Annotated in this window: 23 protein-coding genes; 11 read left to right on the top strand and 12 right to left on the bottom strand. The window is 65.7% G+C overall.

Annotated features, from left to right (window positions below):
• The first annotated feature begins 132 nt into the window (after window positions 1–132).
• Window positions 133–690 carry a gluconokinase gene (locus DX905_RS10135; RefSeq protein ID WP_240320811.1) on the top strand — a complete coding sequence of 186 codons (558 nt, stop codon included), beginning with the start codon at window positions 133–135 and terminating at the stop codon, window positions 688–690.
• A gap of 16 nt (window positions 691–706) precedes the next feature.
• Here DX905_RS10135 and DX905_RS10130 read toward each other — a convergent pair whose 3' ends face one another.
• Window positions 707–1396 carry a FadR/GntR family transcriptional regulator gene (locus tag DX905_RS10130; RefSeq protein WP_116091241.1) on the bottom strand — a complete coding sequence of 230 codons (690 nt, stop codon included), beginning with the start codon at window positions 1394–1396 and terminating at the stop codon, window positions 707–709.
• 340 nt (window positions 1397–1736) lie between these two features.
• Between DX905_RS10130 and DX905_RS10125 the strand changes: the two genes are divergently transcribed.
• Entirely contained in the window at window positions 1737–2021 is a 285-nt protein-coding gene (locus DX905_RS10125; protein ID WP_275896067.1) for a helix-turn-helix domain-containing protein, read from the top strand.
• 42 nt (window positions 2022–2063) lie between these two features.
• Here the strand turns inward: DX905_RS10125 and DX905_RS10120 are convergent, their stop codons facing one another.
• Window positions 2064–5084 (bottom strand): glycosyl hydrolase family 28-related protein, encoded by a 3021-nt coding sequence (locus DX905_RS10120; RefSeq protein WP_240320810.1) that lies wholly within the window; start codon window positions 5082–5084, stop codon window positions 2064–2066.
• A gap of 122 nt (window positions 5085–5206) precedes the next feature.
• Here DX905_RS10120 and DX905_RS10115 point away from each other — a divergent pair, with 122 nt between their 5' ends.
• Genes DX905_RS10115 through DX905_RS10105 form a run of 3 tightly spaced genes read left to right on the top strand, consistent with a single transcriptional unit; the run spans window position 5207 to window position 7546 of the window.
• Window positions 5207–6067, top strand: coding sequence for an alpha/beta hydrolase (locus DX905_RS10115; protein WP_162875553.1), 861 nt, complete (start codon window positions 5207–5209; stop codon window positions 6065–6067).
• A 53-nt stretch (window positions 6068–6120) separates the two neighbouring features.
• Complete coding sequence (locus DX905_RS10110; RefSeq protein WP_116091239.1) at window positions 6121–7107, top strand: Mrp/NBP35 family ATP-binding protein; 987 nt, start codon at window positions 6121–6123, stop codon at window positions 7105–7107.
• A gap of 4 nt (window positions 7108–7111) precedes the next feature.
• Entirely contained in the window at window positions 7112–7546 is a 435-nt protein-coding gene (locus DX905_RS10105) for a CoA-binding protein (protein WP_116091238.1), read from the top strand.
• Window positions 7547–7733: 187 nt separating this feature from the next.
• Here DX905_RS10105 and DX905_RS10100 read toward each other — a convergent pair whose 3' ends face one another.
• Genes DX905_RS10100 through DX905_RS10090 form a run of 3 tightly spaced genes read right to left on the bottom strand, consistent with a single transcriptional unit; the run spans window position 7734 to window position 10311 of the window.
• A complete protein-coding gene (locus DX905_RS10100) occupies window positions 7734–8519 on the bottom strand; it encodes a 3'(2'),5'-bisphosphate nucleotidase CysQ (protein ID WP_116091237.1) in 786 nt (261 codons plus the stop codon).
• Window positions 8512–9858 carry a TldD/PmbA family protein gene (locus DX905_RS10095; protein WP_116091236.1) on the bottom strand — a complete coding sequence of 449 codons (1347 nt, stop codon included), beginning with the start codon at window positions 9856–9858 and terminating at the stop codon, window positions 8512–8514. Before DX905_RS10095 ends, DX905_RS10100 begins: the two co-directional genes overlap by 8 nt.
• Before the next feature lie 9 nt (window positions 9859–9867).
• Entirely contained in the window at window positions 9868–10311 is a 444-nt protein-coding gene (locus DX905_RS10090; protein ID WP_240320809.1) for a winged helix-turn-helix transcriptional regulator, read from the bottom strand.
• 80 nt (window positions 10312–10391) lie between these two features.
• Between DX905_RS10090 and DX905_RS10085 the strand changes: the two genes are divergently transcribed.
• The gene (locus DX905_RS10085) at window positions 10392–10958 is read left to right on the top strand and encodes an FMN-dependent NADH-azoreductase (RefSeq protein WP_116091234.1); all 567 of its coding nucleotides are present in this window, start codon (window positions 10392–10394) and stop codon (window positions 10956–10958) included.
• Window positions 10959–11017: 59 nt separating this feature from the next.
• Here DX905_RS10085 and ubiA read toward each other — a convergent pair whose 3' ends face one another.
• Complete coding sequence (gene ubiA, locus DX905_RS10080; RefSeq protein ID WP_116091233.1) at window positions 11018–11932, bottom strand: 4-hydroxybenzoate octaprenyltransferase; 915 nt, start codon at window positions 11930–11932, stop codon at window positions 11018–11020.
• A 99-nt stretch (window positions 11933–12031) separates the two neighbouring features.
• Between ubiA and DX905_RS10075 the strand changes: the two genes are divergently transcribed.
• The 4 genes from DX905_RS10075 (at window position 12032) to DX905_RS10060 (ending at window position 15314) form a co-directional block, all read left to right on the top strand.
• Window positions 12032–12454, top strand: a complete 423-nt coding sequence (locus DX905_RS10075; RefSeq protein WP_162875552.1) for an EF-hand domain-containing protein — start codon at window positions 12032–12034, stop codon at window positions 12452–12454.
• Window positions 12455–12564: 110 nt separating this feature from the next.
• Window positions 12565–13305, top strand: a complete 741-nt coding sequence (locus DX905_RS10070) for a 16S rRNA (uracil(1498)-N(3))-methyltransferase (RefSeq protein WP_116091231.1) — start codon at window positions 12565–12567, stop codon at window positions 13303–13305.
• Between the two features lie 61 nt (window positions 13306–13366).
• Window positions 13367–14740, top strand: a complete 1374-nt coding sequence (locus DX905_RS10065; protein WP_116091230.1) for a glutamate--cysteine ligase — start codon at window positions 13367–13369, stop codon at window positions 14738–14740.
• A gap of 1 nt (window position 14741) precedes the next feature.
• Window positions 14742–15314, top strand: a complete 573-nt coding sequence (locus DX905_RS10060) for a dienelactone hydrolase family protein (protein WP_116091229.1) — start codon at window positions 14742–14744, stop codon at window positions 15312–15314.
• 50 nt (window positions 15315–15364) lie between these two features.
• On the opposite strand, the gene DX905_RS10055 is transcribed toward DX905_RS10060, so the two are convergent.
• Window positions 15365–16105, bottom strand: coding sequence for a Bax inhibitor-1/YccA family protein (locus DX905_RS10055; RefSeq protein ID WP_116092470.1), 741 nt, complete (start codon window positions 16103–16105; stop codon window positions 15365–15367).
• Between the two features lie 113 nt (window positions 16106–16218).
• On the opposite strand from DX905_RS10055, the gene thpR reads away from it, so the two are divergent.
• Complete coding sequence (gene thpR / locus DX905_RS10050) at window positions 16219–16752, top strand: RNA 2',3'-cyclic phosphodiesterase (protein ID WP_116091228.1); 534 nt, start codon at window positions 16219–16221, stop codon at window positions 16750–16752.
• 101 nt (window positions 16753–16853) lie between these two features.
• Here the strand turns inward: thpR and DX905_RS10045 are convergent, their stop codons facing one another.
• The 5 genes from DX905_RS10045 to DX905_RS10025 all read right to left on the bottom strand — a co-directional run bounded on the left by DX905_RS10045 (window position 16854) and on the right by DX905_RS10025 (window position 23477).
• Window positions 16854–17972, bottom strand: coding sequence for an OmpA family protein (locus DX905_RS10045; RefSeq protein ID WP_116092469.1), 1119 nt, complete (start codon window positions 17970–17972; stop codon window positions 16854–16856).
• 349 nt (window positions 17973–18321) lie between these two features.
• On the bottom strand, window positions 18322–19098 hold the full coding sequence (locus DX905_RS10040) for a TorF family putative porin (RefSeq protein WP_116091227.1): 777 nt from the start codon (window positions 19096–19098) through the stop codon (window positions 18322–18324).
• Between the two features lie 219 nt (window positions 19099–19317).
• A complete protein-coding gene (metC, locus tag DX905_RS10035) occupies window positions 19318–20499 on the bottom strand; it encodes a cystathionine beta-lyase (RefSeq protein WP_116091226.1) in 1182 nt (393 codons plus the stop codon).
• Window positions 20500–20508: 9 nt separating this feature from the next.
• The gene (locus tag DX905_RS10030) at window positions 20509–22050 is read right to left on the bottom strand and encodes a cryptochrome/photolyase family protein (protein ID WP_240320808.1); all 1542 of its coding nucleotides are present in this window, start codon (window positions 22048–22050) and stop codon (window positions 20509–20511) included.
• Between the two features lie 50 nt (window positions 22051–22100).
• The gene (locus DX905_RS10025) at window positions 22101–23477 is read right to left on the bottom strand and encodes a methyltransferase domain-containing protein (protein WP_162875551.1); all 1377 of its coding nucleotides are present in this window, start codon (window positions 23475–23477) and stop codon (window positions 22101–22103) included.
• Window positions 23478–23577 lie beyond the last annotated feature (100 nt).

Here is a 23577-nt window from a genome sequence, read left to right as displayed (position 1 = left end):
TACGGCGGCACGGCGCGCAGAACGACCGCGACCATGGTCGTAATAGGCAGCGCCGCCCGGGTGCCGGATATGGCGAGGCACCCGCGGAGCCGTCCGGCCCTCCGGCAAGTGCAGGCTGGAGAGAGGAAGCTGATGCGGCAGCGAGGAGAGCAATTGTCCGCACAAGCGATCGTCATCATGGGCGTGAGCGGCTGCGGGAAATCGACCCTTGCGTCCCTGCTCGCGCAGCAACTCGCCTGTCCCTTCCTAGAGGGGGATGCGTTTCATTCGGACGCGAACGTGGCGAAGATGCGCGGTGGGGAGCCGCTCACCGATGCTGATCGCTGGCCGTGGCTGGACATGCTGGGCGGAGCGATCGCCGCCGCCGTGCAGGCCGAAGGCGTGGCCATTGCCGCCTGTTCGGCGCTGAAGCACGTCTATCGCGATCGGCTGCGTGCGGCGATTGGCCGGCCGACAGCCTTCGTCCTTCTGGAGACGGAGCGGGAGGAATTGCTCCGGCGGCTGAACAGCCGCCCTGCCCATTACATGCCGGGCAGCCTGCTCGACAGTCAGCTCGCCATTCTCGAAAGGCCGGACAGCAGCGAGCAGTCGCTCACGCTCGACAGCATGCTGCCGCCTTCCGAACTGGCGCGGCGAACGTTGGAATGGCTCGCGATCGGCCGGACGACTGCGGAGCGCAAATCCGCCTGACGGCGTGAAAAAACTGCTACGGCATCAGCCGCTTGCGGCCCTGACTAAGATGCCAGCGCATCGCGAGCGCCGCCCCGTCGCCATCGCCGGCGCGGATCGCCTCCACGATCATTTCGTGCTCGCGCATCATTTCCTGAATGGCCTCGGGCGGGCGCGAGCGTGAGATATCCACGCCGGCGCGGAGGATCTTCTCCACCTCGTCGTGCAGATGGTCGAACGTTGCCAGGAAAGCGGGATTGGCCGTCGCCTTCACGATCGCGCGATGCAGTGCCCAATCCTCGACATGGGCCGGTTCGGAGGAGAGCAGGTTTCTGCGCAGGTCCGCCAGTGCGTGACTGATTTCCGCCATCTGATCGGGTGACCGGCGCAACGCCGCCAGGCGGGCAGTCTCTGCCTCCAGCACGAAGCGGACTTCATAGGTGCCGAGCGTGGCGGACAATTCCGCCATGCTCATATGCGCGCCCCAGCGTTCGGACGGCCGGCTCTTGACGTAAGAACCGGCGCCACGACGAGCCTCGGTGATACCGTCGGCGGCCAGGCGGACCAGCGCCTCACGCACGATCGAGCGGGAGATACCGAACAAATCCGCCAGCCGCGATTCCGAGGGTAGGCGATCGGCGACCTGAAGTTGGTCGCGATTTATGATTTCGACGATGCCGGCATAGGCGCGATCCGCCAGCGTTCCTTCATTCGCCGCTATTCTCATGGCCAAAGATTGGCGCCCCCTCGCCAGCAACGACTAGCCCAAAGCAGGTCTAATCGCCAGTCCGACGGCGCAATCTGCGCCTGATCTGCCCCACTGACCGGATCGTCCGCGACCCGAGGCTGTCCAACAGGTTCTACGGCCATATCGGTTAAAATAGGCAGAAACGACCATTGACGAACGTTTTTCCTGCAATTAGCGTAAAAACCTGTCCAACTGATTTTAGCGGCTCCTTGCGGAGAATAGCTGGAACAGTCGCCAGGGTTTGGCCGCGCGAGACGCCGTTGGCATCATCTCGATCGGTCGCGGAGCGCATGCGTTCTGAACCGACGAGGGGGTGTTCATGGGTATCATTTCGCGAATCGAGGCATCGCCACTCCATTCGACGATCGGGCAGGCGCCGGCCGCGCTTGCCGACCTCACACCGACGCAGATGAAGGTTCTGCACGGCGTTCACTCGGGGTTGCTCAACAAGCAGATCGCCTTCGATCTCGGCATCGCGGAGGCGACCGTGAAGGCGCACATGACTGCGTTGATGCGCAAGCTGAACGTGCGTAACCGGACGCAGGTGGCGATCGCGGCGCAGGCCGCCTTCTGGTCGCAACAGGCGCACGAGGCCGCCGCTTAATCCCACGAAAAGCGGCCCTGGCGACGAACGCCAGGCGATCGGTCAGATCTTCACGGAATAAAGCGCATGGTGCGCGAGGATGAAGAGCGTGCGCTTGTCCGTGCCGCCGAACAGCAGCTGGAGCGGACGTTCCGGAACGTCGATGCGGCCGACCTCCTTACCGTCAGGCGCATAGACGAAAATCTGTCCGTTCGCGACATAGACGCGTCCGTCTGGCCCAACCGCGACGCTCTCGCCGCCGCGATTGGCGAAGGGCTTGAGATCGGTGACGGCACCGCCGAGGCCAACCACGCCGCTATAGGTCTTGCCCTCGGAGCCGTTGCTCAGGAACACGCGCTCGCCGGGCCCGGCAGTGACGAACCCGTAAGTGTCGAGCGTATCGGAAAAGCGCCATCCGATGAAATTGGCCGGCCCCTGCTGGTAGACGCGGAAGGCGGGCAGGACGAGGCTGCCATCGGGCGTGACATATTCGTGGCTTTTGGCGACGCCCATGTCGCGCGCGAACATTTCGGCCAGCGTGGTGAAGCGATAGCTGGCGGGATCGATCTGATCCCTGAACTCGCCATTGTTCCAGATGTTGCCGGGCAGCGCGATGCGCGCGTCGGCATGCTGCGCGACTGGCGTCGGCTCGATGCGCGTGATCGCGGCGCCGGGCGAACCGGGCCTGAAGGTGTAGACGGTCGCCGCCGCGCCTTCCGATGACAGCACGACGACGTTGCCCGATTTGTCGATCGCCAGGTTGACCGGGTCGAGCGCATTGTCGCGTTCGATCGACAGGCCCTTGCCCTCTTCCCAGCCGTAAATGGTCTGGAAGCGGCGATCGACGAAATAGAGCTTGCCGGCCGCATCGACCGCCGCACCCGCGATCGAATAGAAGCCGCTCTCCAGCTGTGCGACTGCGGGCCCCGCATAAGCCGGAGGCGCCGCCGGCCCGGCGGGAATGTCGAGCCGGGCGAATTCGCGGTCGCGCACGTCGATCTTGCGCGTCACGTCGCGGATCGCATTCTCGTAGGGATATTTGCTTGCGCGCAGATAGGTGCCGCAGCCCAGCGTGTCGCAGAAAGAGAAGCCGCTCTCGGCGTTGATATGCACGTTGCGGAAGCGGATCTCGCCCGAATTGATCAGTCGCACCGCATTCGCCGCAGGCTTGAGCGAGCGGGTGACGCGATAGCCGTGATAATTGGCGAACAGGATGTTGCGCGAATTGCGCACGTCGAGCGAGACCGTGTCCTGGCTTTCGCCGGCCTCTTCCTCGGTCTGCGGCGCCAGGAATTCCCAATTCTCGACATTGTCGAGCACGATCTCCGAGCGGAGATGATGCTCCGCCGACAATTCGTAGACGCGGCCGGGCGTCTTGGTGTTGGTGACCGCGAAACCGGATTGCGCGTAGGTGCTCGGGCTCCACACATCGGTGAAGGTGCCGCCGCCGCCATCGGTGACCCAGAAGCTGGGATATTGCGCGTCCCAGCGCTTGGCCGGATCGGCATCGGCCGAGTGATTGGCGTTGTAGGGATCGAAGCGTGTACCGTCGGCGAGATTGGTGCCGTGCCCGCCCTGCGCCTTCACATCCTGCACCAGCGAATCCTCGCCCGCACGCCACAGCAAGGCGGTCGCGCGCGGATTGATGCCGCCGGTGTTGAGCCCGAGGCCGGACACGATCGCGTCGCCGCCGCGCGCGCTTTCCACCAGCGCCTTGGGGCCGCCGATGCCGGCATAATTCGGACTGCCATCGGGCAGCACGATCTGGGTGAGGCTGGGGTGAAGCCCGATCAGGACGGTGTCGGGCTTGAGCTTGAGGGAATCGGTGGCGACGTACCGGCCGACCGGGAAATAGACGATGCGGTGCGTGTCGATCGCGCGCTGGATGGCGACCGTGTCGTCGCTGGCATTGTCCCCCTTGGCGCCGGCGTCGCGCACGTTGAACCAGCCGTTGACCGGCGGCAGCAGACGTATTGCGCGCTTGCCCGCCTGCGGCATTGTCGTGAGCTTGGCCGCCTGCATATCGGTGACGTACGTCCCCTGCTGACCGAGCCCGGGCAGGGTCAGGCCGTAGGTGAATGCCTTGACCCGGTAGATCGCGCCGGGGGCGGTCGCCGTCTTGCCGCTATCGCGGTAGCGGGCGAAGGTCGGGACGTTCCTGGCCAGCGCATTGTCGAAGCCGATCTGGGTATAGATATTGTCTTCGTTGCTGATGATGACGGCGGCGTTGGCGATATTCTCGAACCGTACGTCCTTGCCCCACAGCCAGTCACCATAGCCCTTGTCGATGTCGATCCCGACTGGGCTGTTGCGGATGGCGACATTGACCAGCGTCAGTCCCGCTTCATGTTCGCGGATCGCCGCATCGCGCTGGCCGTCGAACGTCGAATCGATGAGGGTGAATTGCCAGGCGGGCGAGGTCTTCTCGGCGAGGATGCCGTAGCGGCCGCCGAAGAAACGCAGATCCTCCGCCTCGTTGCCGACTTGATAGATGCCCGCCAGGCCGGAGCCGATGTGGAAATCGATGTGGCTGAGATAGGCATGCTGCGCGGTATGGAAGCGGACCGCGGTCGCGCCGGCATTGCCGCTGCCGATCTCGAAATCGACATTGCTCATCGCCGAGTAGAAGGTGCCCGAATTGGCATCGGCGATCTTGTCGTTGAACGGCACGCTTCCCAGCGGCGGCACGGGCACGCGGAACGGCCGCCCGCCGGGCAAGGTCTGGCCGGGCCGAAAGCCGGTGAAGATCACCATCGTGGCGATCCCCTTGTCGAAGCCGGGCGTGTCGTCGGCCAGCACGAATACCGGCCGGGTCTTGCCGACGCCGAACAGCCGCACGCCGGGCCACATGTAGAGCGTTCGGCTGACGCGGTAGCGGCCGGAGGGGAGGAAGACGATGCCCTCCCCGCTTTTACTGGAGGCGGCGGCGTCGATCGCGGCCTGGATGGCGGCGCTCGCATCGCTGCGGCCGTCGCTCGCGGCCCGTACCATGATCGCGCTCGGCTCGGCCGGGGCGGTCACGAAAGCGGAAGGGGACGCCGCCGAGGCGGCAACCGACAGGCAGGGCAGAGCAGCCGTTGCCATCAACCAGGATCCAATGCGCATTCCAAATCCTACCCCGCCGCGCGGCGACCGAAACCCGCGACCAAGGTCGTATGGCGGAGTGCGGCAATGCCGCAATAGGGAGGCGATGAGGGAGTCCGTCCATGCGCATGCCTTTGGCGATCGGCCTGCTGTTGCTGCTGTGTGCGCAGCCGGCCGCCGCAGCGGATCCGGCAGTCATGCCGATCTGGAGCCATGGTGCTCCCGGTGCCGAGGCGCGGGTTCATGAACCGGAAGTCGTCGAGAATAGCTATGTCAGGAGCGTCCATAACCCGAACCTGACCGTCTTCCCCGCCGACCCGGCCCACGCCAACGGCGCCGCAATAATCGTGATACCCGGCGGCGGGCATCGCATGCTGGTGTTCGTCAACGAGGGCATCATGCCCGCACGCACGCTGAACCGCTTCGGTGTGACGGTGTTCGTCCTCAAATATCGCCTCGCGCGCGAGGCCGGCTCGACCTACTCGATCGAAGGCGATGCCGCCGCCGACGCTCGCCGCGCGGTCCGCTGGGTCAGGGCCCATGCGGCGGATTATGGCGTGGACCCGCAGCGTATCGGGCTCATGGGCTTTTCGGCCGGCGGAGAGTTGGTGTCGCTGGTCGCGGACAATCCTGAGCCGCCCCGCGGCTGGACGCCCGACGCGATCGACCGGCAAAGCGCGCGGCCCGATTTCCAGATCCTCATCTATCCCGGGCCGTTAGCAATCCCCGGCAAGGCGGTGGCAGGAGCGCCGCCCGCCTTCATCGCTGCCGGCACGCTCGACCAATGCTGCGCGCCGCCGGCGCTGTCGCTGTACAGCCAGTTGCGTGAGGCCAAGGTGTCGGCCGAGCTGCACCTGTTCGCGAGCACCGATCATGGCTTCAACGTCGCGATGCATAATGAGCGGATATCGATCCAGCATTGGCCCGATCGGCTGTTCGATTGGCTGAGCGACGAAGGCTGGCTGCTGCCGCGCAGGCGCTGAGCCGCGCCGCGCGGCGGCTTTCGCCGCCGACGATCACGCTCTAGGGCCAGTCTATGGCCGCACTCAATCCTCTCGCCGCCGCGCTCGACCGCGTGATCGATCCCATTTCCGGCAAAGGCCTGATCGCCGCAGGCCGCGCGTCGGCGCCGCGCCAGGCCGGCGGGACGATCGATGCGGTGATCGACGTGAGCGGGCTGGATGCGGCGGCACGCGACGCGATCGAGCAGCATGCCCGCGCCGAGCTGCTCGCCTTGGCTGGCGTCGAGGCGGTGCGCGTCCTGCTTACCGCCGAACGCTCGGTCCGGGCGCGCCTGATCGCGGTGGCGAGCGGCAAGGGCGGGGTCGGTAAATCGACTGTTGCCGCCAACCTGGCGATCGCCTTGCTCGCGCGTGGCGTGAAGGTCGGGCTGGTCGACGCCGATATTTACGGGCCGTCGCAACCGCGCCTGCTCGACGCGGACGTCAAGCCCGAAGCCTATGACGGCAAGCTCGTGCCGGTGCAGACCCGCTCCGGCGTCCCGATGCTCTCGCTCGGGCAATTGGTTGCGCCCGGCCAGGCGGTGGCGTGGCGCGGGCCGATGGCGGGCAAGGCACTCGATCAACTGGTCGACGCGCATTGGGGCGCGGCCGAAGTGCTGATCGTCGACATGCCGCCCGGCACCGGCGACGTGCAATTGTCGATGATCCAGAAGCATAAGCCGGCCGCCGCGGTGATCGTCTCGACGCCGCAGGATCTCGCGCTGATCGATGCCGAGCGCGCGATCGATCTGTTCACCAAGGCCAATGTCCCGATCATCGGGCTGGTCGAGAATATGGCGGGCTATGCCTGCCCCAAGTGCGGCGAGATTTCCGATCCGTTCGGGCAGGGCGGCGCGGAGGCGGAGGCGGCGCGGCTGGGGCTCCCCTTCATCGGCCGAATCCCCCTGTCGATCGCGATCCGCAAGGCGTCCGACGCGGGGCTGCCCGATGCAACGCCGTTCGAAGCCATTGCCGATGCCGTTGTGCGCTGGCTGAACCCTTCCTCCGCTGCATCGTTCTAGCGTCATGCCGCTGACCGTCGACGCCGACATCGCCCAGCTCCTGACGGAGACCCGCACGATCGCACTGGTCGGCGCATCCGACCGGCCCGACCGTCCAAGCTATCGCGTGATGCGCGTGTTGCAGGATTGGGGCTATCGCGTGCTGCCCGTGAACCCGCAGATCACCGGCGAGCATGTCCATGGCGAATATGTCTGGCGCGAGTTGAGCCAGATCGGGGAGCCGATCGACATGGTCGATATCTTCCGCCGGCCGCTGGCCGCGGGTGAGGCCGTGGACGAAGCGATCGCGGCCGGCGCCAAATCGGTATGGCTGCAGATCGGGGTGATCAACGAGGAAGCCGCCGCCCGCGCCGAAGCCGCCGGGTTGAAGGTGGTGATGAACCGCTGCCCGGCGATCGATCTGCCGCGTCTAGGCGTGCCGAAGATCGCGCGCGCCTGAGACGCGCTCCTGGTTAACAGGGAATGCGATATTCCCTGTTATTGCCCAAACGGGTGGGAACAGGGGAAGGTTGGGCCGCTATTTGCCGCAGCGCCCTTCCCACCGTCATTGCGAGGGACGAAACGTGCCGCGGCAATCCAGGCCCGGACGGGATTGCTCGGCTTCGCTCGCAATGACATCTCACCAATTAACGGGGCTTGGTGCTCGCGGCGCTCGCGCGTTCGGCAAGCCGCGCCACCGCGGCGGTGTGGATGGCGGGCGCGCTCGCCAGTACGCCGAACGCCTCGGCATGTTCGCTATTATATTGGATCGGCATGCCGAGCGCGTTGGTGACGACCGCCCCCGCTTCCTGCGCGATCAGCGCGGCGGCGGCGATGTCCCATTCATTGCCCCAGCGCAGGCTCGCGCACAGATCGGCCTCGTCGGCGGCGACCATGGCGATGCGCAGTGCAATCGAATTGGCACGGGGCACCGCGATCAGATCCTCGTCGATGCGCGGCAAGGTATCGGCCGGCACGCGCGAGCCGGGCAGTTCAAGCCGCATCGAGGTGCGCAATGCCACCCCATTGCGGGTCGCCCCCGCCCCGGCCGAGGCAAGCCAATGTTCGCCCCGCGCCGGCGCATCGAGCACGCCGATCACCGGCACGCCATCCTCGACCAACGCGACCGAGACGCACCACCCCGGGCGTCCGCGCAGATAATCGCGCGTGCCGTCGATCGGATCGACCACCCACAGGCGCCTGTTACCGAGGCGCGCATCGGTGTCGGCGGTTTCTTCCGACAGCCAGCCGGCGGTGGGGTCGATCGCGTTCAGTCGCAGCTTGAGCAATTCGTCGACGGCCAGATCGATCTCGCAGACGGGGCTGCCGGCGGCCTTTTCCCAGCGACGGAAGTCTGTCTCCCAGCGATCGAAGGCGAGCCTGCCAGCTTCGGCGGCGGCGGCGGCGACCGCATCGATCAGCCCGTCAGGCACCGGCGATCGTCATCCCGTCGATCCGCAAGGTCGGTACGTCGATCGCACGGCGGAAGACCAGATCGTCGGCCGGCGTCAGCGCGAGGAACATGTTGGCAAGATTGCCGGCGATGGTGATCTCCGCGACCGGCTCGGCCAATTGACCGTCGCGGATCGCAAAGCCGGAGGCGCCGCGGCTGTAATCGCCGGTGATGCCATTGACGCCCTGGCCGATCAGCTCGGTCACGAACACGCCGAGCTTGATGTCGGCGATGAGGTCCGACGGCGTGACGGTGCCCGCCTCGAGGAACATGTTGCTGGTACCGGCGCCGGGCGCGCCGCTGCCGCCGCGCGTGGCGTGCCCGGTCGGTTGCTCGCCCAGCTGACGCGCCGATGCACTGTCGAGCAGCCAGGTCTGGAGCACGCCGTCGGCGACGACGTCGATCGGCAGGGTCGGCAAGCCTTCGCCATCGAAGGCGCGGCTGCGCAGCCCCCGCAGGCGGTGCGGATCGTCGCGGATGGTGATGCCGGGCGCGAACACGCGCTCGCCCCGCTTGTCGAGCAGGAAGCTGGTCTTGCGCGCGATGGCGGCGCCGGTGATCGCGCCGGCGAGATGGCCGATCAGGCTGGCGCCGACACGCGGATCGAACACGACCGGCATGGGGCCGGACGCGAGCTTGCCCGGGTTCAGCCGCTTGACCGCACGTTCGCCCGCGCGGCGGCCGATGGCGCCCGCATCCTCCAGGTCGCTGACATGGCGGGTGGAATGATAGGCATAGTCGCGCTGCATGCCGGCGCCCTCGCCCGCGATCACGCTGGCCGAACAGCCATAGCCGGACGTCACGAAGCCTCGCGCGAAGCCGGTCGAGGTCGCGAGCGCCATCAGCGTACGGCCCGCGCTCGCCCCCGCGCCTTCGCTGTTGGTGACGCCTGCGACCGCGCGCGCGGCGTCTTCGGCGGCAAGTGCGCGCTCCTTGAGCGCGGCCGGCGCGGGATCGGCGCCATCGTCGCCGTCGATCGGCACCGCCTCGCCCGTCAGCAGGCGGTCTTCAGGCGCCAGCCCGGCATATTCGTCTTCGGGTGCCTCGCGCGCCATCGCCACGGCGCGCTCGATCAGCGCCCCCAGCCCTTCGTGGGAGAGATCGGACGCGGAGACGCTCGCCGATCTTTTGCCGACGAACAGGCGCAGACCAATTTCTTCGCCATCGGAACGACCGACATCCTCGAGCGCGCCCAGGCGCACTTGCACCTCGGTCGAGGCATTACGGAAATAGACGGCATCGGCGGCATCGGCGCCGGCGCGCCTGGCGGCGGCGACGAGATCGGCGACGCGAGTTTCGGCATCAGGGATAGAGAACATCGTCCGCACTTAGGCACGAAGCGAGGTAAACGGAAGCGCATCATCCGCGCCATCGCGTGCATCGAATTCGTGCCGTGCCGCCTCGATCGCATCGAAATTCTGCTCCGCCCATTGGCCGAGCGCGATGACGTGCGCACGCAGCGACTCGCCGAGATCGGTCAGCGCATATTCGACCTTGGGCGGGATGGTCGGGTAGATCGTGCGGCTGATCAGACCCTCGCGTTCGAGCCCGCGCAGGTTGAGCGTGAGCATGCGCTGCGAGATGCCTTCGACCAGCCGCTTCAGCTCGTTGAACCGCTGCGGCCCGCGCGCCAGCATCATCACGATCAGGATGCTCCATTTATCGCCGATCCGCTGCAGGATCGGGGTGATGCTGCGGCAGCGCACATTGTGCGGTGCCATCGCCTCCAGCGGAGCATTGGCGAAGGTTACATCCGTGTGCGCGGGTGACAAAATAGTGCCTCCTTGCGAGCCCGATTCAGTGGTTACATATCGTGCCCCGGTTACAAAGTGATACCGGAAAGGCTTCCTATATGAAACTGCTCCATCTCGATTCAAGCATCACGGGCGAGGATTCGGTCAGCCGCCAGCTTACGGCGGGCATCGTCGATCACCTGCGCGCCGCCGACCCCTCGCTTGAGGTGAGCTACCGCGATCTGGTGGCGGATCCGATCGCGCACCTGACGATGGGGCTGCTGCCGGCGGCTTCGCCCGATAGCCGCGCCGTGCTCGACCAGTTCCTCGCCAGCGACGTGGTCGTGATCGGCGCGCCCATGTATAATTTCACGCTGCCGAGCCAGCTCAAGGCCTGGCTCGACCGTATCCTGATCCGGGGCGAGACCTTCGCCTACGGGCCCGAAGGCCCGGTTGGCCTGGCGGCGGGCAAGCGCGCCATCATCGCGCTGTCGCGCGGCGGTGTGTATAGCGGGGGCGCGCCCTATGCGCAGTATGAGCATGCCGAAACCTATTTGAAGGCGGTGTTCGGCTTCATCGGCATCACGCCCGAAATCGTCGTCGCCGAGGGGCTCGCGGTCGGCCCCGAACAGCGCGCCGAAGCGGTGGACAGCGCCAATGCCACGATCGATCGGCTGGCGGCTTAGGTAAGGTCGCCATGATGGATTGCCGCGGCGCGTCCCGCGCCTCGTAATGACGGCACCGTCTAGGACGCGGTGCCGACCACCAGGCAGGCGAGGAAGATGAGCAGGCCGGCGAAGCGGTTGGAGCGGAAGCGCATCAGCGCGTCCGCTCCGTTCCCGCGTTGCAGACCTGCCACCTGCCACAGCAGATGGCCCGCGGCGGGCAGCAGGGCGACCAGCGCCAGCGGCTCGGGACGCACGCTCCAGATCGCTGCCGCCCACAGCAGCACCGCCACCAGATAGAAGCCCGCCACGCCTGCTCGTGCGTGCGTACCGAGCGCGCGCGCGGAGGATTTGACGCCGACGAGCATGTCATCCTCGACATCCTGCAGCGCGTAGATCGTGTCGTAGCCGATGACCCAGGCGATCGATCCCGCATAGAGCCACAGCATCGGCGCCTCGATCCGCCCCGCCGCCGCCGGCCACCCGACCAGAGCCGCCCAGGAAAAGACGATGCCGAGCCACGCCTGCGGCCACCAGGTGATACGCTTCATGAAGGGATAGGCGGCGACCGGCGCGAGGCTCGCCAGCGCGACGATCTGCGCGAGGCGGTCCAGCTGGAACAGCACGACCAGGCCGATCAGGCACAAGCCGATCAGCCAACCCCAGGCCAGCCGCAACGAAACGCGTCCACTGGCGAGCGGGCGCTCGCGCGTCCGCGCGACGCGCGCGTCGAGATCGCGATCGACGATATCGTTATAGACGCAGCCGGCGCCGCGCATCGCCACCGCGCCGAGGAAGAACCACAAGATCAGCTCCCAACGGGCAAAGGCCCGGCCGGACAGCGCGATCGCCCATGCGCCCGGCCAGAAGAGCAGCCACGCGCCGATCGGGCGATCGAAGCGCGCAAGCTGGACGAGGTCGCGGCCACGCTGCGGCAGCGCCCCGAGCAATCCGCGATGCTCGCTGTCGGGAACGATATCGGTCGGTCCGGTCATGGCATTGCCCTGCCCCAATCGCCGAGGCGGCGAAAGCCGTTCATCGCCGGTTTCGCCTCCTCCCTCTATGGGCGCCACGCTCTCAAGAGGATGCAGCCCATGAACCGCTTGCTCGTCGCCGCTTTGCCGATGCTGATCGTTACCCCCGTCCTTGCCCAGGAAAGCGGGGGCAATCCACGTCCCAGCTGGAATGCGTCGCAGACCAAGGCCGAAGCCGAGCAGCGCGCCAGCATGATCTTCGGCCAGCTCGATCGCAATCAGGACGGGGCGATCACGCAGGACGAGATCGACACTTTCACCAAAGCGATGGGCGACAATCCGCGCGTCGTCGGCCGCGTGACCAAGATGTTCAGCAGCGCCGACACCAATCACGATGGCAAGGTCTCGGCCGACGAGGCCAAGGCGCAGGCCGACGCGGCGTTCGATCTGGTCGACACCAACCATGATGGCGTCCTCACGCCGGAAGAGCGCCAGGCGGCACGGAATGCCGCGGGCGCCAGCGCGACACCGCAAGCGCAATAAGCCCATCGCCATGCCGGCGCAGGCTGGCATCTCAGGCGGATTGCGGCTTCCGCCTGAGGCCGAGCTTTCGCCAGGGTGACGTGGTCAGGCGAAGGCCGTAGACACGCATCATGCCCGCCACCCCCGCCTGGCCGCCCGCGAGCACGCCGCGGCTGTTCGTCGATCAGACGCTGAGCGCCGGGCTGACGCTCGCGCTCGACGGGGCGCAGGCCAATTATCTCGGCAACGTCATGCGGCTGAAGGCGGGCGATCCGGTGCGCCTGTTCGACGACCGAACCGGCGAGTGGCTGGCAGAGGTCAGCGACAGCGCCAAGCGCCGCGTGACGTTGCGCCTGACCGGGAAGTTGCGCGCGCGCGAAAGCGTGCCCGATCTGTGGCTGCTGTTCGCGCCGATCAAGAAAGGGCCGATCGACTGGCTGGTCGAGAAGGCGACCGAGCTCGGCGCGGCGCGGCTGCAGCCGGTCATCACCCAGCGCACGATCGTCGACCGGCTCAACCTCGACCGCCTGCGCGCCAACATCATCGAGGCGAGCGAGCAATGCGACCGCACCGCCTTGCCGGAACTGGCCGAACCGGTGAAGCTGACGGCGTTGCTCCGCGATTGGGATGCCGGGCGGGCTTTGATCTTCGCCGACGAGACCGGCGGATCGCCCTTTGCCCAGGTCGCCAGGCCCGGGCCGGCGGCGATCCTGATCGGGCCGGAGGGCGGCTTCACGCCGGGCGAGCGCGATGCGATCCGGGCGACACCGGGGGCGATCGGCGCCTCGCTGGGGCCGCGCATCCTGCGGGCGGAGACGGCGGCGGCGGCAGCGATCGCGGCATGGATGACGATGGCGGGCGACTGGCGCTAGCTTCCGGGCGCGTGCAGACACCGCTGGTATCCGCCTGACAGCATCGCTATCTGCGCCGGCGATGACGACGCGCACGGCAGAGGCCGGTCCCGACCCCCTGATCGAAAGCCGCGCCGATTTGATCGGCGTGTTCGCCGGCGGCGAGAAGCCCAAGGACAAATGGCGGATCGGCACCGAGCATGAGAAATTCGTCTATGCGCTCGGCGATCACCACGCCCCCTCCTATGAGGAAAAAGGCGGCATCCATGCGCTGCTGATCGGCCTCACCAAGTTCGGCTGGGAGCCGATCACCGAGGGCGACAATATCATCGCGCTGGCCGGGCCGGACGGTAATGTCAGCCTCGAGCCGGCCGGACAGTTCGAACTGTCCGGCGCGCCGCTCGACAATCTCCACCAGACCTGCGCCGAAACCGGCCGCCACCTCAAGCAGGTCAAGGAGATTGGCGACAAGCTCGGCATGGGCTTTCTCGGCATGGGCTTCTGGCCCGACAAGACCCGCGCCGACCTGCCGGTCATGCCCAAGGGCCGCTACGAAATCATGCTGCGCCACATGCCGCGCGTCGGCCAGCTCGGGCTCGACATGATGCTGCGCACCTGCACCATCCAGACCAACCTCGATTATGCGAGCGAGGCGGACATGGTGAAGAAGTTCCGGGTCAGCCTGGCGCTGCAGCCGCTGGCCACCGCTTTGTTCGCCAATTCGCCTTTCACCGAAGGCAAGCCCAACGGCTTCCTGTCCTATCGCAGCCACATCTGGACCGACACCGATCCGCACCGCACCGGCATGCTGCCGTTCGTGTTCGAAGACGGCTTCGGCTATGAGCGCTACGCCGATTATATGCTCGACGTGCCGATGTATTTCGCCTTCCGCAACGGCGGCTATGTCGATGCATCCGGCCTGTCGTTCCGCGACTTCCTCGACGGCAAGCTTTCGGTCCTCCCCGGCGAGAAGCCGCGCATAGCCGATTGGGTGGATCATTTGTCGACCGCCTTTCCCGAGGTGCGGCTCAAGAGCTTCCTGGAAATGCGCGGCGCCGACGGCGGCCCGTGGAATACGATCTGTGCGCTGCCCGCTTTCTGGGTCGGCCTGCTCTATGACGACGATGCGCTCGATGCCGCCTGGCAGGAGGTGAAGCATTGGACGATCGAGGACCATCATCGCATCCGCGCCGAAGTGCCGACGCTCGGCCTGGCGGCGCGCGGTCCGCGCGGTCGCACCTTCCAGCAACTGGGCGGCGAGATCCTCGAGATCGCGCACAAGGGGCTGGCGGCGCGCAAGCGGCTCAACGCGGCGGGGGATGACGAAACCGGATTTCTCGAGCCGCTGCGCGAGATCGTCGCGACCGGCAAGGTGCCGGCCCAGCGCCTGCTCGATCGCTATCATGGCGCGTGGAATGGCGATATCAGCCGCATCTATGACGAGATGAGCTTCTAGCATGCACGCGCGCCGCGCTTTCGTCCTGCAGACGATCGCGCTGGCGGCCTTCCCGGCGGCCGCGGCCAAACGCCCCCCGCCACCGAAAACGGCGAATATCCGTTGGCCCGGCCCGGGCCATGCCCTGCACGGCTATATGGCCATTCCAGGCGGCGCCCGTGGCGCGCAGCCCGCAGTGCTGGTGGTCCATGATGCGGGCGGCGCCGACGCCTTCACGCGCAGCCTCACCGATGCGCTGGCGCTGGCCGGGTTCGTCGCCTGCGCGCCCCACCAATTGGCATCGCTGGAGGAGGCGGTGGCGACGGTACGGTGGCTCGCCACCAACGCCTATGCGACTGGCCGGGTCGGCGCGATCGGCCTGGGCTGGGGCGGTGCGCTGGTCGAGCGTGTCGCCGCGGCCCCGCAAACGCAGCTGTCCGCGGCGATCACATTCGGCGCATCGGAGGCCGCAAGCGCCGGTGCGTCTGTGCCGTCGCTCCGGCTGAATGCGATCGGCCAGTTGAGCGGCGAGAGCTATGCGCAGACCTTGTCGCAGGCGATCGCCTTCCTCGACCGGCATTTGCGCGGCTCATAAAAAAAGGCCCCGCCGAAGCGGGGCCTTCCATGCAGTGTCTGCAGCGTCGCTCAGCGGCGGTCGCCGAACAGGCGCAGCAGGAACAGGAACATGTTGATGAAGTCGAGGTAGAGCGTCAGCGCGCCCATGATCACCGACTTGCCGGCGAAATCCGAGCCCTGCACCGCGAAGTACATGCCCTTGATCCGCTGCGTATCGTAGGCGGTCAGGCCCGCGAACAGCAGCACGCCGAGGATGCTGATCACCAGCGCCAGCCCGTTGGACTGGAAGAACAGGTTGAGCAGGCTCGCGACGAGGATGCCGACCACGCCCATGATCAGGAAGCTGCCGAAGCCCGACAGATCCTTCTTGGTGGTATAGCCCCACAGGCTGAGGCCGGCGAAGGCCGCCGCGCTGGCGAAGAAGGTCTGCGCCACCGACGTGCCGGTATAGACCAGCAGCAGGGTCGACAGCGACAGGCCCATCAGCACCGCATAAGCCCAGAACAGCGCCTTGGCGCCGGTCTCGCTGATGCGGTTGATGCCGAAGCTGAGCGCGAACACCACGCCGAGCGGCGCGAGCATCACGATCCAGCCGAGGCCCGACGGACGGCCCTGCGGCGAAAATAGCAGCGCCATATAGGGGCTGTTGGCGAACAGCAGGGCGACGATGCCCGTCAGCAGCACGCCCGACGCCATGTAATTGTAAACCGAAAGCATGTAGGACCTGAGACCCGCGTCGTAGGACGCGGTCCGCGTGCCGACCGTTGCGGTCGCAGCGCCGTTCGCCCAGGGGTCGGACCAGTTTGCCATCTCGAAATAGCTCCTCAAGCGCCACATTGGCGCGCGGCGAATATCGGCGCTGTATCGGACCTTTTCAAGCGAAAGCGGTCGCGATTTGTCGCATCCCCGCCTAAGGGCGCACCATGCACCGCCTGTTCGTCGCGCTGAGGCCGCCTTATGCGATGCGCGCGCAGTTGATCGGGCTGATGGGCGGGGTGCAGAATGCGCGCTGGCAAAGCGACGATCAGCTCCATCTGACGCTGCGGTTCATCGGCGAAGTGGATGGCCGCAAAGCGGACGACATCGCGCTGGCGCTGCATGCGATCGATCGCCCGCGGCCGACGATCGCGCTGGCGGGTGCGGGCAGTTTCGATCGGCGCGGGCAGGTCCATACTTTGTGGGCGGGGGTCGCCGCCGACGACGCGCTCAAGCTGTTGCACGACCGGGTCGAACGGGCGCTGGCGCGCGCCGGCGTCGCCCCGGACGAGCGTGCCTATAAGCCGCATATCACCATGGCGCGCCTCTCGCGCGATGCCGGCCCGGTCGAGCCCTTCGTCGCGCGGGCGGCGGGACTGACGAGCCCCCCGGCCACGATCGACGCCTTCATCCTGTTTGAAAGCAGCCTGGGCAGCGAAGGCGCCGCCTATCACGCGGTCGCGCGCTACCCGCTGACCTGAGACGCGGGGGGCCGACGCTCTCCGCCGGCGATACGTGAAACACAAAGAAAAAGGGCCGGCCATTGCTGGCCGACCCCAATTCTTTGCAGAAGAGACTTTCCTTACTGACCCGAATTCGGGCCGAAGGTGATCTCCACGCGACGGTTCTGCGGTTCGCGAACACCGTCGGCGGTCTGGACGAGAAGCTTGGTCTCGCCGAATGCCGAAGTGGTCATCGCACCGTCCGGCACGCCCTTGCCAGCAAGGTATGCCTTCACCGAGTCAGCGCGACGCTGCGACAGACCCTGGTTGTAGTTCGCCGAACCCGACGTGTCGGTGTAGCCGGCGAGCATGACCTGGGCGGAGCCCGTCGTGCTGTAGGCCTGAGCCGCATTGTCGAGGATCGAAGCCGCTTCAGGCGTGATATCCGACTTGTTCCAGTCGAAGAACACGATGAACGGTCCAGGCGTCACTGCCGGCGGAGGCGGCGGCGGCGGCGGGGGCGGAGGAGGCGGCGGCGGGGGCGGAGGCGGCGGCGGCGGCGGCGGAGCTGCCGGTTCGCCGAAATTGTACACTAGGCTCGCCAGCAAGCTGTTCGAGCGATAGCGCGCCGTGGACTGGCCACCAGCCAAAGCATTGGCGGTGCTGCCGCGAACCCGAACGCCGAAGGCGTTGAAGAAGCGGTACTTGACGCCGACATCGACGTGGTCGTTGACCGGGAACAGCAGGCCGGCGATGCCCTGGAAGGCAAAGCGGGAGTCGCTGCCGTCGAGGAACCAATTGCCGCCGTTCAGGCGATAGATGCCGTAGTGAACGCGGGCGATACCCGCACCACCGCCGACATAACCCTGGACACCATCATCGTCGCCGAAGTTCAGGAGCGCGTTGCCCATGAAGCTCAGGACCGACGTGTTGCCGCTGGCGGAGCTCTTATACGTGCCAGGAGGCGACAGGTTCAGCGTCGTCGTCGTCTGGTGCGACTTCACCTCGGTATGCTTGTAACCGACCTCGGCTTCGAGGCGGAGCATGCCCAGGTCATAGCCGACAATCGCGTCGACATCGAACAGACCGTTCTTATGACGGGCAGTATCGGCATTATCGACCGCGCCAATATTGATATGGGTCTTCTCGACGATGATGCCACCGCCTTCAATACCAACATACCAAGCCTTGTCTTTTGACAAAGCGGGCGATGCGAGCGCCGAAGATGCCAGTATGGCCATCATGGCTAATTTACGCATTTGTATCCCCTTTTCCTTCATAGGAGCGTGCAAGGTACTCAAAACCCCTAAACACTGCCCTGGTTCTACGCAAGCGCGCAAAAATGTGGACTGTTGCCGAAATGTCTCGGATTAGAACTCGTGAGTATCGGACGCTCCAACCGCTCTGACGTGCGGGTAAACTCCAAAAACACCATTCGGTTTCAACCGTCGTAAATTTTTTGCGCCAACTTGGTTTTTTCTTCCGCGATGCGGCATGGCGTAGGTGGGGACGGAATGCTGCAGCGCCAGAGGCTGGCGACGCAAAAAGGCCGGGTGCGACCCAAAGGTCACACCCGGCCCCGTTGAGAATTTCCGGAACGCTCTGCGATCAGAAGGCGACGGCGATGGCGCCGACGACGCCGCCCTTCACCTCGTTGCGGCCATTGACCGTGAATTCGCCCTTCTTGAAGTCGGTATCGACATAAGCGAGGCTGAAGGTGATCGCCTTCCAGGTATAGGCCGCGGTCACGCTCCAGTCGGTGTAATTCTTGAGGCCGTTGGTCAGATAGGACCGGCCCCAGCTTTCGCCGAGATGGCCGGTGACCGTCACGCCGGTACCGGGAATGCCGCCGGAGAGCTCTCCATAGGTGTAGAGGCTGTCCTCCTTGGCCTTGTTGCCGCAACGGGGATCATAGGAGCAGGACTGACCCTTCTGCTTCCAGGCATAATTGAGCCCCACCTTGGCGCCGACCGGCCCGAACGTGTGCGAAGCATTGAGATAGGGTTCGAAGAAGTCGGTGTTGGCACCGCCCGAACCGGGATAATAATAATAAAGCAGGCCGCCATCGATGGTCGTGCCGTCGACGGTGGTTTTGTAGCCGCCGTACAGATCGATTTCCTGGTCGCTGCCGGCCGCGACATAATCGTCGATCGAGCTGCCCCAGGTGCCGACGTAGAAGCCGGACGAATGGCTGACGCCGATCGTGCCCTGCAGCGCGAAGCGCTTGTTGGTCTGCGATACGCCGCGGAAACGATAGTCGCTGGTCAAAGCGGCGCCGCCGGTTACGGTGAATTCGCTGGCAGGAGCGGCGGCGTCTTGGGCCAGTGCAGGTGCGGCCACCGCGACCGCGGCAAAGAGAGAGAGCCCGACTAGGGTGGTGCGCATGGAAAGTCCTTCTCGCGATTGCGTCAAGTTCCACTGCGCGCCGGCTGCGCCCGCTCCTCTGCCTCTCTTGCGAGAGCGGGGGGGCTACTGACCGGCCCGGGATTAGTGGCCGATTGTGCTGCAAAGCACAATGATAAAGAGGCCGATCGCGCCACTGCGCCGGCTTCCTGTTGCGCCATGGCAACAGCGCGCGCAACATCCCTGCTGGACGACGTAAGCTTATTGCGCCGCTTGCGCGAAAGCCTGTTCCAGGTCCGCGATGAGATCGGCGGGGTCTTCGAGGCCGATCTGCAGCCGCACCATCTTGCCGGGTGACTGCCATGGCACGGCGGAGCGGATCCGTTCGGGATCGATCGGCAAAGCAAGGCTTTCGAAGCCGCCCCACGAGAAACCAATGCCGAAATGCCGCAGCGCATCAATCAGTCTCGTGCGCGCTGCATCATCGCCGTCGATCGCGAGTGCGAACAGGCCGGCGGGGCCGACGAAGTCACGCTGAAACAAGGCAAATTGGGGACTGTCGGGCAGCGCCGGATGAAGTATTGCAGTCACGCGCGGATGCTGTCGCAGCCAGCGCGCCACCTCGAGCGAAGCCGCACCGTGCTGCGCGAGGCGGACGCCCATCGTGCGCAGCCCGCGGCTGACAAGAAAGCTATCATCCGGGCTGACGCACTGACCCATGACCTGCGCGGTCTTGCGCACGCGTTCGAACAGCCCCGGCACGGCCGTCGCCGACCCCATCATCACGTCCGAATGGCCCGCGACATATTTGGTGCAGGACAGGATCGAGATATCGACGCCGCGCGAGATGGCAGGGAACAGCAAGGGCGTCGCCCAGGTATTGTCGATCAGGCTGACCGCGCCGCGTGCCCGGGCGGCGGCGCAGATCGCCGGCACGTCCTGCACCTCGAACGTCAGACTGCCCGGGCTTTCGAGGAACACGGCCTTGGTGCGCGGGCCGAACAGGGCATCGATATCGGCACCGCTGACCAACGGATCATAATAGCGCGTGGTGATGCCGAGCCGCTTGAGCATGCCATCGCAGAACACCCGCGTCGGCTCATAGGTGGAATCGGTCATCAGCAATTCGTCGCCGGGCTCCAGCACCGCCAGCAAGGCGGTGGTGATCGCGGCCGTGCCCGACGCATGTAGCGTGGTGCCGGCGGCGCCGGGCTCGAGCTCGGTCAGCGCGTCGGCGAGCGACCATTGGGTAGGGCTGCCGCGCCGGCCATAATAAAGCACTTCGTCGGCGCGGCGCGTGGCATCGCGCAAGGCGTCGACATCGTCGAACAGCACGGTCGAGGCGCGCCACACCGGGGGGCTGACGATTCCTTGCGTCCACGCCTTGCGGCGACCCGCCTCGGCGAGCCTGGTGGCGGGACCCTTGCTCTGCTCTTCGCTCATGCGCCCCGCCTAATAGTCCGGCGGCGCCGCGTCGAGTTTCGCGAGAAACTTAGCCGCCTGGCCGCGCACCGCCGCCTGCTCTTGCGCGGGCATGCGATCCCAATTGGCGTAGGGCATGGCCAGCCGCCGGTTGTCGCCGAGGCGCGGCCGGTGGCGCGCGAGGAAATCCCAGTAGAGCGCGTTGAACGGGCAGGCATCCTCGCCGACGCGCTGGCTGACGTCATAACGGCAGTGCCGGCAATAATCCGACATGCGGTTGATATAGGCGCCGGACGCGGCATAGGGCTTGGACCCGAGCAGGCCGCCGTCGCCATATTGGCTCATGCCGAGCGTGTTGGGCAGTTCGACCCATTCATAAGCGTCGACATAGATTTCGAGATACCAACGATGGACCTCGGCCGGATCCGCCCCGATCAGCAAGGCGAAATTGCCCGCCACCATCAGCCGCTGGATATGATGGGCGTGGCCGCTGGCGAGCGTCTGGCCGACCACCTCGCGCAGGCAATGCTGGTCCGTGTCCCCAGTCCAGTAGAAAGCGGGCAGCGGGCGGCGATGGTCGAGGAAGTTGCGGCGGACATAGTCCGGCCCCTCACGCCAATAAATGCCACGAACATATTCGCGCCAGCCTATGATCTGACGGATATAGCCCTCGGCGGAATTGAGCGGGACGCGGCCGGCGCGATATTCGGCCTCCGCACGGCGGCATAAGGCAAGCGGATCGAGCAGGCCCGAATTGATGTAGGGCGACAGGATCGAGTGCCACAGATGGCGCTCGCCGCTCACCATCGCATCCTCGTAACGGCCGAAATCGGGCAGGGCATGGCGGAAAAAATGGTACGCCTGCAGCTCCGCTTCGCGCGCCGTAACGGCATAATCGAAATGCGCGAGGCTCCCGGGATTGTCGGGAAAGCGGCTTTCGACCATCGCCAGCACCTGTTGCGTGATGGGGTCGGGCTGAAAAGCGTGCGGGCGTGGCATCAGCATGTCCGCCTTGGCAGGGCGGCGATTGTCGGCATCGAAGTTCCAGCGACCGCCGGCGGGCCGACCGCCCTCCATCAGCAGGCCGGTCCTGCGCCGCATCACCCGGTAGAAATTCTCCATCACCAGCGCATCGCGCCCGTCCGCCCATTCGGCGAATTCGGCATGGCTGACGAGGAACCGGCCATCCGCGCGGATCTCGACCGGCAGGCCGAACAATGTCTCCCACGCGTCCAGCATCGCCGCCACGCGCCACTCTCCGGCTTCGGTGACGATGATGCGGTCGGGAGCGTGGCGGCCTATCGCGCGGGCGATCTCGCCGGTGAAGCTGCCGCTGTTGGCAGGATCGTCGAGCGTGACATAGTCGACCCTCCAGCCGGCCTCGCGCAACGCCGCGGCATGGTGGCGCATCGCCGAGAAGATGTAGGCCAGCTTGGCCTTATGATGGCGGACATAGCTCGCCTCCTCCCTCACCTCCATCATCAGGATGGTGGCGGCGGCGGGATCGGCGTCGACAAGCGCGGAAATCCGCGGCGACAATTGATCGCCGAGAATGGGAATCAGCGTCGGCATGCCACGCATTTGTTCTTAGTTCGTTCGCCTGTCCAGCGTCGCGCCCGCGCTCAGCGCCCCGCGTAGCGAACCACCACACCCTTGAATTTCGGCTTTGCCTCGGACGTGGTGCCGCCGATGTAGGTGCGGAATTCGAAGATCTCGCCATTCTTGGGATTGGTGAAGGGCAGTTCGATTATGCCGCTGCTGAAATCGCGTCCGTCCTTCTTGAGCTCGATCATGGTCAGCCGCTCGGCGAACATGCCGATGTCGAGGATAAGGTCGGGCACGGGCCCGCCTTCCCAATCGAAGTGGAATTCCGCGATATAATCGGAGGCGCCAAGCCCGATATAGGGACCGAAAATCTGGCATTCATGCTTGCGCGTGAGGTCGAGCGTCAGCTCCCACGGATTGGTCTTGGGCAGCGACGTGCGGAAATCGCCGGCAGGATAAGCGCGCACCGAGCCATCGTCGGGATGCCAGAACGGCTTCACGATCTTCTCGATCACCAGCTCGATCTCATAGCAGCCGTCGGTGCCCTGATAGGGCATGATCGAATAATCGAAGCCGGCATCGTTCTCGACGAAATGGCGGATGCGGTAGCTATTCTCCTCGAACGCCGCCTCGATCTCCGCGAGCAGCGTCATCGGCGTATAGAAACGCTTGTGATCGGGGTTGATCGGCGAGGGCAGATGCCGCTTGCGCTCGAACAGCAATTGATGCGGCACGACGATCACCAGAAAGCCGCCAACCTTGAGCGCGCGATACCAGTCGCGCAGCACGCCGAGCCAATCGTCGATATGCTCGAAGCAATGGCTGGAATAGATTGCGTCGAAGCTCTCGTCGGCGAACGGGAAGGTCGCCCCTTCGTAGCCGGGATAACCGACGTCGACGCCAATCGCCTGCGGCACGATTGGGACCGTGGCGCCCAGATAGCCCTTATAGCCGATCTCCATCACGTTCGGCCCGGACATGTATTTTTCGAAGAAGCCGCTCTTTATCTTGTCGGCATAACTCTTCTTGGATTCGAAGCCGATTGGCCGGTCAGGATGAAGCGCCTCGGTCGGCATGACACGATCGAGATCAATCTCGACCCGAAGTATCTCTATGTCGACGCGCCCCTTGGCGAAGAGCCGCACCTCGCAATCGGGTGTATAGTCGGGAATGGTCGCAGTGAGCTCAAGAGCCCTGCCGCCGGCGGTATCGAACGTGTCAGCCGCCAGCACGGATGTGCCCTTCGCGGCGGATATCTCCATCTTGACCAGGCCCTTGCCGGGGCCGGCGAGAATGACGCGGGCGGTACAATGGCCGGGCGGCAGCTCCAGATAGGGACCGTGGAGCACACAACCCGATGTGGCGCCGACCTTCATCCGCCCGCCCGCTTTTTCGCCAACCGTCGAGAGCAATGCCTCGCCGCCGCCAGGGAAGCGCCACTGAATCACCGACATCCTTGTCCCCCATGAAACCGATTGTGCGCCCATAGCCGATCCGCCGCGCGACGCTACTGCCAGGTTGTGAAGCCCGACGCTCGATCCTAAGTCCAACGCC

The organism is Sphingomonas crusticola, from assembly GCF_003391115.1.
In the GTDB taxonomy this organism is placed as follows: domain Bacteria; phylum Pseudomonadota; class Alphaproteobacteria; order Sphingomonadales; family Sphingomonadaceae; genus Sphingomonas_I; species Sphingomonas_I crusticola.
The sequence above is the reverse complement of the archived record's forward strand: the minus strand, read 5'-3'. Positions and strand labels throughout refer to the sequence as shown.

Bases quoted from the DNA above. Each gene is read 5' to 3' on its own strand.
- DX905_RS10070 (WP_116091231.1), top strand. From the start codon at position 12,565: ATGCCCGCCACCCCCGCCTGGCCGCCCGCGAGCACGCCGCGGCTGTTC.
- DX905_RS10105 (WP_116091238.1), top strand. From the start codon at position 7,112: ATGCCGCTGACCGTCGACGCCGACATCGCCCAGCTCCTGACGGAGACC.
- DX905_RS10045 (WP_116092469.1), bottom strand. From the start codon at position 17,972: ATGCGTAAATTAGCCATGATGGCCATACTGGCATCTTCGGCGCTCGCA.
- ubiA (WP_116091233.1), bottom strand. From the start codon at position 11,932: ATGACCGGACCGACCGATATCGTTCCCGACAGCGAGCATCGCGGATTG.
- DX905_RS10030 (WP_240320808.1), bottom strand. From the start codon at position 22,050: ATGCCGACGCTGATTCCCATTCTCGGCGATCAATTGTCGCCGCGGATT.
- DX905_RS10075 (WP_162875552.1), top strand. From the start codon at position 12,032: ATGAACCGCTTGCTCGTCGCCGCTTTGCCGATGCTGATCGTTACCCCC.
- DX905_RS10060 (WP_116091229.1), top strand. From the start codon at position 14,742: ATGCACGCGCGCCGCGCTTTCGTCCTGCAGACGATCGCGCTGGCGGCC.
- DX905_RS10085 (WP_116091234.1), top strand. From the start codon at position 10,392: ATGAAACTGCTCCATCTCGATTCAAGCATCACGGGCGAGGATTCGGTC.
- DX905_RS10120 (WP_240320810.1), bottom strand. From the start codon at position 5,084: ATGGCAACGGCTGCTCTGCCCTGCCTGTCGGTTGCCGCCTCGGCGGCG.
- DX905_RS10110 (WP_116091239.1), top strand. From the start codon at position 6,121: ATGGCCGCACTCAATCCTCTCGCCGCCGCGCTCGACCGCGTGATCGAT.
- DX905_RS10065 (WP_116091230.1), top strand. From the start codon at position 13,367: ATGACGACGCGCACGGCAGAGGCCGGTCCCGACCCCCTGATCGAAAGC.
- thpR (WP_116091228.1), top strand. From the start codon at position 16,219: ATGCACCGCCTGTTCGTCGCGCTGAGGCCGCCTTATGCGATGCGCGCG.
- DX905_RS10095 (WP_116091236.1), bottom strand. From the start codon at position 9,858: ATGTTCTCTATCCCTGATGCCGAAACTCGCGTCGCCGATCTCGTCGCC.
- DX905_RS10125 (WP_275896067.1), top strand. From the start codon at position 1,737: ATGGGTATCATTTCGCGAATCGAGGCATCGCCACTCCATTCGACGATC.
- DX905_RS10135 (WP_240320811.1), top strand. From the start codon at position 133: ATGCGGCAGCGAGGAGAGCAATTGTCCGCACAAGCGATCGTCATCATG.
- DX905_RS10040 (WP_116091227.1), bottom strand. From the start codon at position 19,098: ATGCGCACCACCCTAGTCGGGCTCTCTCTCTTTGCCGCGGTCGCGGTG.
- DX905_RS10025 (WP_162875551.1), bottom strand. From the start codon at position 23,477: ATGTCGGTGATTCAGTGGCGCTTCCCTGGCGGCGGCGAGGCATTGCTC.
- DX905_RS10115 (WP_162875553.1), top strand. From the start codon at position 5,207: ATGCGCATGCCTTTGGCGATCGGCCTGCTGTTGCTGCTGTGTGCGCAG.
- DX905_RS10055 (WP_116092470.1), bottom strand. From the start codon at position 16,105: ATGGCAAACTGGTCCGACCCCTGGGCGAACGGCGCTGCGACCGCAACG.
- metC (WP_116091226.1), bottom strand. From the start codon at position 20,499: ATGAGCGAAGAGCAGAGCAAGGGTCCCGCCACCAGGCTCGCCGAGGCG.
- DX905_RS10130 (WP_116091241.1), bottom strand. From the start codon at position 1,396: ATGAGAATAGCGGCGAATGAAGGAACGCTGGCGGATCGCGCCTATGCC.